This window comes from Endozoicomonas sp. PH6C (assembly GCF_059322965.1).
Genome location: NZ_CP185342.1, coordinates 1,051,654 through 1,067,488, shown reverse-complemented (window position 1 = coordinate 1,067,488; position 15,835 = coordinate 1,051,654). Strand labels below are relative to the sequence as shown.

Here is a 15,835-nt window from a genome sequence, read left to right as displayed (position 1 = left end):
TAAATCAGAAGACAGGGATAGAATTATTAAACACTCACTTTTTTTGGTACTGCTATTGCTGTCGTTGTCTGTCATCTGCCAGGCTAAGCCGTTAACAAGGTGCTTTGTTATCGAACTTGAACAGAATGCAGATTTTTCAAACCAGAACTTTTTTATAAAGCTTGACCGACGAACATTGTCAGACAACCCGTCTGACATTGCCGAGACTAATGGCTGTATAGAACCCGGTTCACCGCCTGATAAAAAACGACACAAACCTGACATTTACGGTATAAAGACGCCCCTGATTGAGTCGATTTCCTGGCAATGGCTATACGCTACGAATCTGCTGGTTGCTTATGAACTGATCCTGAACACCAAAGACACCTTTCAATGCCCAACCCTGTATTCATCGCTACCTCTGGAAGCGGCCATCACTGTCGGCTGGCTTTTAAAAAGCTATTGGAACCTCGACTCACTGCGGTTTAACCCAATTGAACAACAAGAGGCGAATCAAAATCACCCGTTTGCCATTACCACTATGATGGCTGGCTCTAAACAGAATCAACCTCAATATCAGCCATCACAATTATCCGGTCAGCATACCCCAAAGGCCAGTACTCATATTACAGGCTATTTCACCAGCCTTCTGTATTCTGACTCTGGCAGTGGTAATGAAGACCCTCAACAATACCTGCACACTCTGGGTTTAAATTGTTTTATCTATCCCTGTAACGGTGTTTGTCGATTCCGACAATCTTCCGATCCGTCCAATAGCGTAAACGGGGTCGCCTCAGAATCAATGGTTGCAGGCGCAGCCGATACAACTCCCCCCGTCAGAAAGACAACCTGCAATGTGATCCTGATCGGAAACGATGGCCAGTTGCGACAATGTGGGAAGTTTTTAAAGAATAAAAAATCACTTTGGACTCACAAAAACAAATGCCATACCGGGCAAGAAACCTGTGACGTAACATTATCAGGAGAAGATGACCAGCCGCGCCCCTGTGGAATGGTCTGCAGTAATGCCAAAAAATTGGCATCTCACAAAAAGAGATTCCATAGTGGGCAACAAACCTGTAATACGACCGTGGTCAGCAAGGATGGCCAGCCGCGACCATGTGGAAAAATCTGCAAGAGTTCCGTAGCCCTGTCAGAGCACAAAAGCAAATCCCACACCGGGCAAAAAACCTGTAACTTGACCGTGCTCGGGGAGAATGACCAGCTGCAGCCTTGCGGGAGGGTCTTCAAGAATACACAAACACTCTTATCTCACAGAAGGAACATCCATTCCGGGCGAAAAACTTGTGAAATAACCATGGTCGGGGAAGATGGCCAGCCACAGCCTTGCGGGAAAGTCTACAAGAATATTCAAGCCCTGTCGTATCATAAAAGAAGCATACACAGCGGGCAACACATCTGTAATGAAAAGGTTGTCGGGGAGGATGGCCAGCCATGGCCGTGCGGGGAGATCTGCAAGAGTGCTCAAGCCCTGTCGAATCACAAAGCCAGATGCCACACCGGGCAAAAAACCTGTAACGAGGCCGTGGTCGGGGTGAATGGCCAGCTACAGCCTTGCGGGAAGGTCTTCAAGAATGGACGATCACTGTCATGTCACAGAAGGTGCATCCACAGCGGGCAAAAAACCTGTGACTTGACCGTGCCCGGGGAAAATGACCGACCACAACCATGCGGGACGCCCTGCAAGAATGCTCAGGCCCTTCGGGATCACAAAAGAAAAGCTCACACCGGACAACAAACCTGTGACTTGACCGTGCTCGGGGAGAATGACCAGCTGCAGCCTTGCGGGAAGGTCTTCAAAAATACACAATCACTGTCATCTCACAGAAGATGCCACCATTCCGGGCGACAAACTTGTGGAATAACCATGGTCGGGGATGATGGCAAGCCACGGCCTTGCGGGAAAGTCTACAAGAATATTCAAGCCCTGTCGTATCACAAAAGAAGCATGCACAGCGGGCAACTCATCTGTAATAAAAGCGTTGTCGGGGAGGATCGCCAGCCATGGCCGTGCGGGAAGACCTGCAAGAGTGCTCAAGCTCTGTCGGATCACAAAGCCAGATACCACACCGGGCAAAAAACCTGTAATGAGGCCGTGATCGGGGTGGATGGCCAAACGTGGTCGTGCGGGAAAATCTGCAAGAGCGTCAGAGCACTGTCGGATCACAAAAGAATACATCGAAAACGCAAGCCCGTTGCTAATTACCGGAACAATGACCCCACTCATTGAACTGTCCCCTCTTTGATGAGGAAATCAACACACTTATTTTCTTGATCTATCCTTCCTCTCTGTAAATCAGAAGACAGGGATAGAATTATTAAACGTTCACTCTTTTCGGTATTGCTGTTGCTGTTGCTGTTGCTGTTGTTGTCTGTCATCTGCCATGCTAAGCCGTTAACAAGGTGCTTTGTTATCGAGCTTGAGCAGAATGCAGATTTTTCAAACCAGAACTTTTGTATAAAACTTGACCGACGAGCATTGTCAGACAACCCGTCTGACATTGCCGTTACTAGTGGCTGTATAGAACCCGGTTCACCGCCTGATAAAAAACGACAAAAACCTGACATTTACGGTATAAAAACGGTCCTGATTGAGCCGATTTCCTGGCAATGGCTATACGCTATGAATCTGCTGGTTGCTTATGAACTGATCTTGATCACCAAAGACACCTTTCAATGCCCAACCCTTTATTCATTGCTACCTCTGGAAGCGGCCGTCACCGTCGGCTGGCTTTTAACAAGCTATAGGAACCTCGGCTCATCGCTGTTTAACCCAATTGAACAACAAGAGGCGAATCAAAATCACCCGGTTGCGATCACCACTATGATAGCTGGCGCTGAACATAATCAACCTCAATTTCAGCCATCACAATCATCCAGTCAGCATACCCCACAGGCCAGTACTCATATTACAGGCTATTTCACCAGCCTTCTGTATCCTGACTCTGGCGGCGGTAATGAAGACCCTCGACAATACCTGCATACTCTGGGTTTAAATTGTTTTATCTATCCCTGTAACGGTGTTTGTCGATTGCGACAATCTTCCGATCCGTCCAATAGCCTAAACGGGGTCGCCTCAGACGGGGTCGCCTCAGACGGGGTCGCCTCAGACGGGGTCGCCTCAGACGAGGTCGCCTCAGACGAGGTCGCCTCAGACGAGGTCGCCTCAGACGAGGTCGCCTCAGACGGGGTCGCCTCAGACGAGGTCGCCTCAGACGGGGTCGCCTCAGACTCGATGGCTGCAGGGGCAGTCGATACGACTCCCCTGGTCGGACAAACAACCTGCAACATAATCCTGATCGGAGATGATGGCCAGCTGCGACAATGTGGGAAGTTATTAAAGAATAAAAAAGTACTTTGGTCTCACAGAAGCAAATACCATACTGGGCAAAAAACCTGTGACCTAACATTATTCGGCGAAGATGGCCAGCCGCGCCGCTGCGGGAAGGTCTACAAAAGTGCTCAAGCCTTTTCTGAACATAAAAGCAGAATCCACAGTGGAAAAAAAACCTGTGATGTGACAGAAGTGTCGAAGGATGGCCAGCATCGACCATGCGGTAAGGTCTGCAAAAATTCCACAGCCCTGTCGAATCACAAAAGAATAGCTCACTCGGGACAACAAACCTGTGATGCCAACCTGGTTGGGGAGGATGGCCAGCTATACCCATGCGGGAAGCTCTGCAAGAATGCTAAAACCCTGTCGAATCACAGAAACCAATATCACACCGGGCAAAAAACCTGTGACGTAAAAGTCGTCGGAGACGATGGTCAGCCTCAGCCATGTGGAATGGTCTGTCAGAATGCTAAAGTTCTGTCGGATCACAAAAACAACTTCCACACCAGTCAACAAAGTTGTGATGCGAGCGTGGTTGGGGACGACGGCCAGCAGCGGCTATGCGGGAGGGTATACGGGAGTGTTCGATCTCTGTCGGTTCATAAAAGCAACAGCCACACCGGACAAAAAACCTGTGCCGTAACAGTAATTGGTGAGGATGGCCAGCCAGGGCCGTGCGGATTGGTCTGCAAGAATCTTAAAGCCCTGTCGAATCACAAAGCCAGATATCACAGCAAGGAAAAAACCTGCAAGGAGACCGTGTTCGGGTTAGATAGTCAACCGCGGCCGAGCGGGAAAGCCTGCAAGAATGTCAAAGCCCTGTCGGACCACAAAAGACAACACCGTAAACGCAAGCCTGTTGGAGTGAACCGGGACAATGACCTCAGTCCTTGAACTGATAACCGCCCCCTTAACGGGAAAGACAAACAAACACACTTATTTTCTTGATCTATCCTTCCTCTCTGTAAACCAGAAGACAGAGACAGAATTATTAAACACTCACTCTTTGCGGCACTTCTGTTACTGTCGTTGTCTGTCATCTGCCAGGCTAAACCGTTAACAAGGTGCTTTGTTATCGAGCTTGAACAGAATGCAGATGTTTCAAACCAGAACTTTTTTATAAAGATTGACCGAGGGACATTGTCAGGCAACCCGTCTGACATTACCGATACAAACGGCTTTAAAGAACCCGGTTCACCACCTGATAAAAAACGACACAAACTTTACATTTACGGTATGAAAACGACCCTGATTGAGTCGATTTCGTGGCAATGGCTACAGGCTACGATTATGCTGATTGCTCATGAACTGACCCTGACCACCAAAGACACCTTTCAATGCCCAACCCTTTGTTCATGGCTACCTCTGGAAGCGGTTATCGCTGTTGGCTGGCTTTTAAAAAACTATTGGAACCCCGACTCACCGCTGTTTAACTCAATTGAACAACAAGAGGAGAATCAAAATCACCCGTTTGCCATTGCCACTATGATGCCTGGCTCTGAACAGAACCAACCCCAATATCGGCCATCACAATCATTGGATCAGCATACCCCACAGGCGACTGCTCATATTACAGGCTATTTCACCAGCCTCCTGTATTCTGACTCTGGCAGCGGTAATGAAGACCCTGAACAACACCTGCACACTTTGGGTTTAAATTGTTTTATCTATCCCTGTAACGGTGTTTGTCGATTTCGACAATTTTCCGATCCATCCGATAACGTGAACGGGGTCGCCTCAGAGTCAATGTTCACAGGGGCAGCCTATACAACTCCCCCTGTCGGACAAGTAACCTGCAACGTGATCCTGATCGGAGATGATGGCCAGCTGCGACAATGTGGGAAAGCTTTAAAGAATAAAAAAATACTTAGGTCTCACAAAAGCAAATACCACACTGGGCAAAAAACCTGTGACGTGACATTATCAGGAGAAGATGACCAGCGACGCCCCTGTGGGAAGGTCTACAAAAGTGCTCAGGCTTTGTCTGAACATAAAAGCAAAGTCCACGCCAGAAAAAAAACCTGTGACTTAACAGAAGTAGGGGAGGATGGCCAGCCGCGAACATGCGGGAAGACCTACAACGGTGCACAAGCCCTCTCAATTCACCAAACCAAATACCACACCGGGCAAAAAACCTGTGAAGTAACCGTGGTCGGGAAAGATGGCCAGCCGCAGCCGTGCGGGAAGGTCTGCAGTAATGCAAAAAAATTGGCATCTCACAAAAAAAGAGTCCACAGCGGGGAACAAACCTGCAATACGACCGTGATCAGTGAGGATGGCCAGCCGCGAACATGTGGGAAAATCTGCAAGAGTCCTAAAGCCCTGTCAGAGCACAAAAGCAAGTTCCACAGTGGACAAAGAACCTGTAACGTGACAGAGACAGGAGAAGATGGCCAGTCACGACCCTGCGGAATGGTCTGCCCGAATGCTATGACCCTCTTGAGACACAAAAAAAGAACCCACGGTGGGCAACGAACCTGTGCTGGGACCGTTACCGGGGAAGATGGCGAGCAGCGACCGTGTGGGAAAATCTACAAGAGTGCGCAGAGCCTGTTAAATCACAAAGGCAAATACCACACAGGGCAAAAAACCTGTGCCTTTAAAGTCGTCGGGGAGGATGGCCAGTTATGGCCATGTGGATTGGTCTGCAAGAATGCTCAAACCCTTTGGACTCACAGAAGGTACGTCCACACCAGAGAGCAAACCTGTGATGCCAACGTAGTTGGGGAGGATGGCCAGCTGCACCGATGCGGAAGGGTCTGCAAGAGTGTGCAGAGCCTGTCGAATCACAAAAACGCATACCACACCGGGCAAAAAACCTGTAACGCAAAAGTCATCGGGGAAGACGGCCAGCCACGGCCATGTGGAATGGTTTGTCAGAATGCTAAAGTCCTGTCGAATCACAAAGGCAACTTCCACACCAGTCAACGAATTTGTGAAGCGAGCGTGTTTGGAGAGGACGGCAAGCAGCGGCGATGCGGGAAGGTCTTCAGAAGTGCTCAATCTCTGTCGGTTCATAAAAGCAACAACCACACCGGGCAAAAAACCTGCCACTTAACCGTGCTCGGGGAAGATGGACTGCCACAACCATGCGGGGCTCTCTGTAAGACTGCTCAGGTCCTGTTGAAGCACAAAAAAATGGCTCACACTAGCCAACAAACCTGTGACCTGGCTATGCCGGGGAAGAATGGCCAGCTGCAGTCTTGTGGGAAGGTCTTCAAGAATGCACAATCACTGTCATCTCACAGAATCACCATCCATTCCGGGCGAAAAACCTGTGAAATAACCATGATCAGTGAGGATGGTCAGTCAAGGCTATGCGGGAAAGTCTGCAAGAATATTCAAGCCCTGTCGTATCACAGAAGAAGCGTGCACAGCAAGCAACAAGTCTGTAATGAAACCGCAGTCGCCGAGGACGGCCAGCCGCAGCACTGCGGGGAGGTCTGCAAAGATGTCAAAGCCCTGTCGGACCACAAAAGAAAACACCGTAAACGCAAGCCTGTTAATGTGAACCGGGACAATGACCTCACTCCTTGAACTGATAACCGCCCTCTCAGTGAGAAAAGCAAAAAATACAGTTATTTCTTGATCTATCCTTCCTCTCTGTAAATCAGAAGACAGGGATAGAATCATTAAACACTCACTCTTTGCGGCACTGCTGTTACTGTCGTTGTCTGTCGTCTGCCAGGCTAAACCGTTAACGAGACGCTTTGTTATCGAGTTTGAACAGAATGCAGATTTTTCAAACCAGAACTTTTTTATAAAGCCTGACCGACAAATATTGTCAGACAACCCCTCTGACTTTGACAATACAAACGGCTATACAAAATCCGGTTCACCGCCTCATAACAAACGCCACAAAACTGACATATACGGGATCAAAACAACCCTGATTGAGTCGATTTCCCGGCAATGGCTAGACATTACCAATCTGCTGGTTGCTTATGAGATGATCCTGACCACCAAAGACACCTTTCAATGCCCAACCCTTTATTCATGGCTACCTCTGGAAGCGGTTATCACTGTCGGCTGGCTTTTAAAAAACTATTGGAACCCCTTCTCACCGTTGTTTAATCCAATTGAACACCAGGAGGCGAATCAAAATCACCCGTTTGCAATCACCACTCTGATGCCCGGCTCTGAACAGAACCAACCTCAATATCAGCCAACACAATCATCGGGTCAGCATGCCCCACAGGCCACTACCTGTTTTACAGGCTATTACACTAGCCCTCTGTATCCCGACTCTGGCAGCGGTAATCAAGACCCTGAACAAGACCTGCATACTTTGAATTTAAATTGTTTTGTCCATCCCTGTAACGGTGTCTGTCGATTTCGACAATCTTCCGATCCATCCAATGAGGTAAATGGGGTCGCCTCAGAACCAATGGCTGCAGGGACAGCCAATACAACTCCTCCGGTCGGACAAGCAACCTGTAACGTGATCCTGATCGCAGATGATGGCCAGCTGCGACAATGTGGAAAGGTCTTCAAGAATAAAAAAGTACTTTGGTCTCACAAAAGCAAATACCATACCGGGCAAAAAACCTGCGACATAACATTAGTCATCAAGAATGGCCAGCCGCGCCTCTGTGGGAAGGTCTGCGAGAACGCTCAAGCCCTGTCGAATCACAAAATATCTTGCCACTCCGGGCAAAAAACCTGTGTCGTGATTGTGTTCGGGGAGGATGGTCAGTCAAGGCCATGCGGAATGGTCTTCATGAATGCCGCAGCCCTGTCGAGTCATAAAAGGAGCGTCCACTGCAGCTTAAAAACCTGCGATGCCAACCTGGTTGGTGAGGATGACCAGCTTTACCCATGTGGGAAGGTCTGCAAGAGTGCACAAGCCCTGTCGTGTCACAAATACAGATACCACAGCGGGCAAAAAACCTGTCGCGTAAGAGTCTTCGGGGAGGATGGTCAGCCAAGGCCATGCGGATTGCTCTGCAAGAATTCCGGAGCCCTGCTCAATCACAAAAACAGCGTTCATGCTGAGCATAAAACCTGTGATGCGGCGGAGATCGGCGAGGATGGTCAGCTAAAGCCTTGCGGGAAGGTCTTCAAGAATCCACAATCACTGTCATCTCACAGAAGGTGTATCCACAGCGGGCAAAAAACCTGTGACTTGACCGTATTTGGGGAGGATGAGCAACCACAACCATGCGGGACGCTCTGCAAGAATGCTCAGGCCCTTCGGGATCACAAAAGGCTCGTTCACACCAGACCACAAACCTGTTATGCCAACGTGGTTGGGGAAGATGGCCAGCTGTACCCATGCGGGAAGCTCTGCAAGAATACTCAAGCCCTGTCGACTCACAGAAACCAATACCACAGCGGGCAAAAAACTTGTAACGTGACAATCGTCGGGGAGGATGGACAGCCGCGGCCATGTGGAGTGGTCTGCAATAACGCCAAAAAATTGTCATCTCATAAAAGCAGAGTCCACAGCGGGCAACAAATCTGTTATACGACCATGGTAGGAGAAGATGGCGAGCTGCGTTCATGCAGGAAGGTCTGCAAAAGCACTCAAGACCTGTACGTGCACAAAAGCACAGTTCACACCGGACAGAAAATCTGTAACCTGACACTAGTCGGGGAGGATCGACAGCCACGGCCATGCGCAGTGGTCTGCCAGAATGCCAGGGCCCTTTCGAATCACAAAAGAATACATCGAAAACGCAAGCCTGTTGATAAGTACCGGAGCAATGACCTCACTCCTTGAACTGCCGCCCTTTCATGAGGAAGCCACAAAAACACATTTATTTTCTTGATCTATCCTTCCTCTCTGTAAATCGGAAGACAGGGATAGAATTATTAAACACTCACTCTTTTTGGTACTGCTGTTACTGTCGCTGTCTGTCATCTGCGAGGCTAAATCGTTGACAAGAGGCTTTGTTATCGAGCTTGAACAGAATGCAGATTTTTCAAACCAGAATTTTTTTATCAATCTTGACCGACGAACATTGTCAGGCAACCCGCCTGACATTACCGACACAAACGGCTATAAAGAACCTGCTTCACCGCCTGATAAAAAACCACACAAAACTGACAATTACGAGATGAAAATCACCTTTCAATACCCAACCCCTTATTCATGGCTATCTCTGGAAGCAGTTCTCACGGTCAGCTGGCTTTTAAAAAACTACTGGAACCCCAACTCACAGTTATTTAATCCCACTAAACAACAAGAGGCGAGTCCTGATCACCCGTTTGCCATCATCATTCTGATGACTGGCTCTGAAGGGAATCAACCTCAAAATCGGCCATCACAATCATCGGGTCAGCATACCCCACAGGCCACTAACTATGTTACAGGCTACTCCACCAGCCTTCTGTATTCCGACTCTGGCAGCGGTAATGAAGACCCTGAACAAGACCTGCATACTTTGGGTTTAAATTGTTTTATCTATCCCTGTAACGGTGTTTGTCGATTCCGACAATCTTCCTATCCACCCAATAGTGTGAATGGGGTCGCCTTAGACGGGGTCGCCATAGACTCAATCGTAGCAGGAGCAGCCAATACAGTTCCACCTGTCGAACAAGCAACCTGCAACGTGATCCTGGTCGGAGATGATTGCCAGCTACGACAATGCGGGAAGGTCTTCAGTAGTGCTCAATCTCTGTCGGTTCATAAAAGCAACACCCACAGCGGGCAAAAAGCCTGTGACTTAAGCGTGCTCAGGGAGAATAGACAGGCACAAGCATGCGAGGCTCTCTGTGAGACTACCCAGGCTCTGTTGAATCACAAAAGAATAGCTCACACGAGACAACAAACCTGTAACTTGGTTATGCTCGGGGAGAATGGCCAGCTGCAGCCTTGCGGGAAGGTCTTCAAGAATGCACATTCACTGTCATCTCACAGAAGCGCCGTCCATTCCGGGCGACAAACCTGTGAAAAAACCATAATCGGAGAGGATGACCAGCCAAGGCCATGCGGGAAAGTCTGCAAGAATATTCCAACCCTGACGTATCATAAAAGGAGCGTGCACGGCGAGCAACAAGCCTGTAATGAAACCGTGGTGGGCGAGGACGGCCAGCTGCGGCGCTGCGGGAAGGTCTTTCAAAATGCACCATCACTGTCATTTCACAGAAGCGCCATCCATTCCGGACGACAAACCTGTGAAATAACCATGATCGCAGAGGATGGCCAGCCAAGGCCATGCGGGAAAGTCTGCAAGAATATTCCAGCCCTGACATATCACAGAAGAAGCACGCATGGCAAGCAACAAGCCTGTAATAAAACCGTGGTCGGCGAGGACGGCCAGCTGCGACCCTGCGGGAAAATCTGCGAGAATGCCACAGCCCTGTCAAGTCACAAAAGGTACGTCCACACCAGACAAGGAATCTGTGATGCCAACGTGCTTGGGGAGGATGGCCAGCTGCACCCATGCGGGAAGGTCTGCAAGAATGCTCAAGCCCTGTCGAATCACAAAAACCAATATCACAGCGGGCAAAAAACCTGTGACATAAGAGTCGTCAGGGAGGATGGTCGGCCACATCCATGCAGGACAGTTTGCAAAAATATTCGAGCCCTGATGTATCACAAATACAAATACCACACAGGGCGAAAAACCTGTGACGTAAAAGTAGTTGGGGAGGACGGCCTGCTGCATCTATGCGGGAAGGTTTGCAAGAATACTCATTCCCTGTCGAATCACAAAAACCAATATCACACAGGGCAAAAAACCTGTGACGTGAGAGTCGTCGGGGAGGATGGCCAGTCACGGCCATGCGGGACAGTCTGCAAGAATATTCCAACCCTGACGTATCACAAAAGCAAATACCACAGCGGGCAAAAAACCTGCGAGGAAACCGTGGTCGGGGTGGATGGCCAACCACAGTCGTGTGGGAGGATCTGCAAGGGTGTTAGAGCCCTGTCGAATCACAAAAGAATACATCGAAAACGCAAGCCTGTTGATTGGGACCGGAACGGTGACCTCACTCCTTGAACTGCCCCCCTTTCATGAGGAAGCCACAAAAGCACACTTATTTTCTTGATCTATCCTTCCTCTCTGTAAATCAGAAGACAGGGATCGAATTATTAAACACTCACTCTTTGCGGCACTTCTGTTACTATCGTTGTCTGTCATCTGCCAAGCTAAACCCTTGACAAGATGCTTTGTTATCGAGCTTGAACAGAATGCAGATTTTTCAAACCAGAACTTTTTTATAAAGCTTGACCAAGGAACATTGTCAGGCAACCCGTCTGACATTTCCGGTACAAACGGCTATACGGAACCCGATTTACCTCCGGATAAAATACGACATATACCTGACAATTACGGGATGAAAACCACCTTTCAATACCCAACCCCTTATTCATGGCTACCTCTGGAAGCAGTTCTCACTGTCAGCTGGCTTTTAAAAAACTATCGCAACACCTACTCACAGTTATTTAATCCCGGTAAACAACAAGAGGCGAATCCTGATCACCCGTTTGCCATCACCTCTCTGAGGCCCGGCTCTGAACAGGACCAAACGCAATATCAGCCAACACAATCATCGGGTCAGCTTCCCCCGCAGGCTACTACTCATATTACAGGCTATTTCACCAGCCTCCTGTATTCTGACTCTGGCAGCGGTAATGAAGACCCTGAACAACAACTGCATACTTTGAATTTAAATTGTTTTATCCATCCCTGTAACGGTGTCTGTCGATTTCGACAATCTTCAGATTCATCCAATAGCGGAACGCCTGTTTGTGAAAAAAGTTCAACAGACAACACTGGATCACCCCCCGTATCAGACTCATACCCTCATTGGGCCGATACAACGGCCCCTACCGGAGAGGCAACCTGCAGCGTGATCCAGATCGGAGATGATGGTCAGGTGCGGCAATGCAGTAAGGTATTTCAGAATAAACACAAGCTGTCGCTTCACAAAGGCAAATACCATACCGGGCAAAAAACCTGTGTCGAAACATTATTCGGAAAAGATGACCAGCTGCGACCCTGTGGTAAGGTCTTCAAAAGCGGTCAAGCCTTGTCTGGACATAAAAGCAAAGTCCACAGTGGAAAAAAAACCTGTGATGTAACAAAAATCGGTGAGGATTGCCAGCCTGGGCCATGCGGATTGGTCTTCAAAAATTCCAGAGCCCTGTCAAGTCACAAAAGGTGCGCTCACACCAGGCAAAAAACCTGTGATGCCAACCTGATTGGGGAGTATGGCCTGCTGCATCCATGCGGGAAGGTCTGCAAGAATGCTCAAGCCCTGTCGAGTCACAAATACAAATACCACAGCGGGCAAAAAATCTGTAACCTGAGAGTCATCGGGGAGTATGGCCAGCCACGGCCATGCGGGATGATTTGCCAGAATGCCAGAGTCCTGTCGACTCACAAAAGCAACTTCCACAAGGGGCAACGTAGCTGTGATGTGAACGTGCCTGGGCAGGACGGCCAGCTGCGACCATGTGGGAAGGTCTTCAGGAATGTTCAATCTCTGTCGGCCCATAAAAGCAGCATCCACAGCGGGCAAAAAACCTGTCACTTGACCGTACCCGGGGAGGACGAGAAACCACAACCATGCGGGACGATCTGCAAGAATGCCCAGGCCCTGTCGGATCACAAAAGAAGAGCTCACACCGGACAACAAAGCTGTGACTTGCCCATGCTCTGTGAGGATGGCCAGCCGAGGCCGTGCGGGAAGACCTACAAGAGTGCAAAAAGCCTCCTGGATCACAAACACAAGTATCACAGCGGGCAAAAAATCTGTATGGAAATCGTGATCGGGGTGGATGGACAGCCATGCCAGTGCGGGAAGGCCTGCAAGAATGCTAGAGCCCTGTCTGATCACAAAGCCCAATGCCACTCCGGGAAAAAAACCTGTAAGGAGGCCTTGGTCGGGATGGATGGCCAACTGCGGTCGTGCGGGAAGATCTGCAAGAGTCTCAAAGCCTTGACGGATCACAAAAGAATGCATCGAAAACGCAAACCTGCTAATGCGAATCAGGACAATGACCCCACTCCTTGAGCTGATAACCACCTCTGGTGTCAGAAACAAAAAAACACACTTATTTTCTTGATCTATCCTTCCTCTCTGTAAACCAGAAAGCAAGGATAGATTTATTAAACACTCACTTTTTGTGGCACTCTTTTTGCTGTCGTTGTCTGTCGTCTGCCTGGCTAAACCCTTGACAAGATGCTTTCTTATCGAGCTTGAACAGAATGCAGATTTTTCAAACCAGAATTTTTTTATACAGCTTGACCGACGAACATTGTCAGGCACCCCGTCTGACATTGCCGATACAAACGGCCATACGGAACCTGATTCACCGCCTGATAAAAAACGACACAAACCATCCAATTACGGGATGAAAACCACCCTTATTGAGTCGATTTTCTGGCACTGCCTATACGCTACGAATCTGCTGGTTGCTTATGAACTGATCCTGACCACCAAAAACATCTTTCTATGCCCAACCCTTTATTCATGGTTACCTCTGGAAACGGTTATCACTGTCGGCTGGTTTTTAAAAAATCACCCGTTTTCCATTACCACTATAATGAACGGTTCTGAACAGAACCAACCTCAATATCAGCCATCACAATCATCGGGTCAGCATACCCCACAGGCCGCTACTCATATTACAAGCTATTACACCAGCCCTCTGTATTCTGACTCTGGCAGCGGTAATGAAGACCCTCAAGAACACCTGCATACTTTGGGTTTAAATTGTTTTATCTATCCCTGTAAAGGTGTTTGTCGATTTCGACAATCTTCCGACCCTTCCAATAGGGTAGATGGGGTCGCCTCAGACGGAGTCGCCTTAGACTCAATGGTTGCATGGGCAGCCGATACAACTCCCCCGGTCGGACAAGCAACCTGTAACGTGATCCTGATCGCAGATGATGGCCAGCTGCGACAATGTGGGAAGATCTTCAGGAATGCTGAATCTCTCTCGGTTCATAAAAGCAGCACCCACAATGAGAGAAAAACCTGTGAAATGGTCGTACTCTGGGAGGATGAACAGCCACAACCATGGGGGATTCACTGCAAGAGTGCTCAGGCCCCGTGGGATCACAAAAGAATAGCTCACACGAGACAAAAAACCTGTGACTTGACTGTGCTCGGGGGGAATAGCCAGCTGCAGCCTTGCGGGAAGGTCTTCAAGAATGCACGATCACTGTCATCTCACAGAAGCGGCACCCATACCGGGCAACAAGCCTGTGATATCAACGTGTTTGGGGAGGATGGCCAGCTGCATCCATGCCGGAAGGTCTGCAAGAATACTCATTCCCTGTCGAATCACAAAAGCCAATATCATACCGGGCAAAAAGCCTGTGACGTAAGAGTCGTCGGGGAGGATGGCCAGTCACGGCCATGCGGGACAGTCTGCAAGAATATTCCAGCCCTGTCGTATCACAAAGGCAAATACCACACCAGACAACAAAGCTGTGACTTGACCATACTCTGTGAGGATGGCCAGCCGCGGCCGTGCGGGATGACCTTCAAGAGTGCAAAAGCCCTATGGGATCACAAAAGCAGATATCACAGCGGGCAACAAAACTGTCCCGTGACAGAAGTCGGGGAGAATGGACAGCCACGAACCTGCGGAATGATATGCAAGAATGCTAAAGCCCTATGGGATCACAAAAGCAGAGTACACTCCGGGCAAAAAAACTGTGAAGAAAATGTGGTCGGAAAGGATGGTAAGCCGCAACCATGCGGGAAGCTCTTCAAGCATGCTATGGCCCTCTCGAATCATAAAAGAAGGGCCCACACCGAACAAAAAGCCTGTGAATTTACAGTGATTGGAGAGAATGGCCAGTCGCGGCCATGCGGAGTAGTCTGCAATAATGCCAAAGCTCTGTCGAATCACAAAGGCAATTACCATACCGGTAAAAAAACCTGTGGCATGACTGTGCTCGGAGAGGGTGGTCAGCTGCGAAGATGCGGGAAGGTCTTCAAAAATGTATCATCACTGTCGTCTCACAAAAGCAGCGTCCACACCGAGCAGCAAACTTGCGAAGCTACTCTGATTGGGAAGAATGGCCAGCCTCTGCCATGCGGGACAGTCTGCAAGAATGCCAAAGCCCTGTCGAATCACAAAAGCAATCATCACACCGGGCAACAAACCTGTGAATTCATCACAGTCGGGGAGGATAACCAGCAGCGGCCGTGCGGTAGGATCTTCCGCAGTATTGCATCTCTGTCGGCTCACAAAAGCAAATATCACACCAGACAAGAAACCTGTGACTTAAACGTGCTCGACAAAAATGGTCTGTTGCGATCATGCGAGAAGGGCTGCAAGAATACTCAAGCCCTGTCGAAGCACAAAAGAACACATCGAAAACGCAAGTCTCTTGATGCGGACCGGAACGATTACCTGACACTTTGAACTGAAACCGGCCCTTTCATTGGGAAAACACAAAAACATACTTACTTGCTTGCTTGCTTGCTTGCTTGATCTATCCTTGCTCTCTGTAGACTTGAATACAAGAATAGAATCATTAAATACTCACTCTTTGCAGCACTGCTGATACTGTCGCTGTCTGTCACCTG

Annotated in this window: 7 protein-coding genes; all 7 read left to right on the top strand. The window is 48.9% G+C overall.

Features of this window, described 5'->3' with window-relative positions; translation table 11 throughout:
- Positions 1 to 64 precede the first annotated feature (64 nt).
- The gene (locus ACOMG9_RS04220; RefSeq protein ID WP_494529830.1) at positions 65 to 2,230 is read left to right on the top strand and encodes a hypothetical protein; all 2,166 of its coding nucleotides are present in this window, start codon (positions 65 to 67) and stop codon (positions 2,228 to 2,230) included.
- Positions 2,231 to 2,347: 117 nt separating this feature from the next.
- Positions 2,348 to 4,228 carry a hypothetical protein gene (locus ACOMG9_RS04215; RefSeq protein WP_494529829.1) on the top strand — a complete coding sequence of 627 codons (1,881 nt, stop codon included), beginning with the start codon at positions 2,348 to 2,350 and terminating at the stop codon, positions 4,226 to 4,228.
- Positions 4,229 to 4,363: 135 nt separating this feature from the next.
- Positions 4,364 to 6,871: a hypothetical protein gene (locus ACOMG9_RS04210; protein ID WP_448215908.1), complete on the top strand. Its 2,508-nt coding sequence runs from the start codon at positions 4,364 to 4,366 to the stop codon at positions 6,869 to 6,871.
- Between the two features lie 133 nt (positions 6,872 to 7,004).
- Positions 7,005 to 9,056, top strand: a complete 2,052-nt coding sequence (locus tag ACOMG9_RS04205) for a hypothetical protein (RefSeq protein WP_494529828.1) — start codon at positions 7,005 to 7,007, stop codon at positions 9,054 to 9,056.
- Positions 9,057 to 9,165: 109 nt separating this feature from the next.
- Complete coding sequence (locus ACOMG9_RS04200) at positions 9,166 to 11,283, top strand: hypothetical protein (protein WP_494529827.1); 2,118 nt, start codon at positions 9,166 to 9,168, stop codon at positions 11,281 to 11,283.
- A gap of 157 nt (positions 11,284 to 11,440) precedes the next feature.
- Positions 11,441 to 13,303 carry a hypothetical protein gene (locus ACOMG9_RS04195; protein WP_448215905.1) on the top strand — a complete coding sequence of 621 codons (1,863 nt, stop codon included), beginning with the start codon at positions 11,441 to 11,443 and terminating at the stop codon, positions 13,301 to 13,303.
- 160 nt (positions 13,304 to 13,463) lie between these two features.
- Positions 13,464 to 15,671 carry a hypothetical protein gene (locus ACOMG9_RS04190; RefSeq protein WP_448215904.1) on the top strand — a complete coding sequence of 736 codons (2,208 nt, stop codon included), beginning with the start codon at positions 13,464 to 13,466 and terminating at the stop codon, positions 15,669 to 15,671.
- The last annotated feature ends 164 nt before the right edge of the window (positions 15,672 to 15,835 follow it).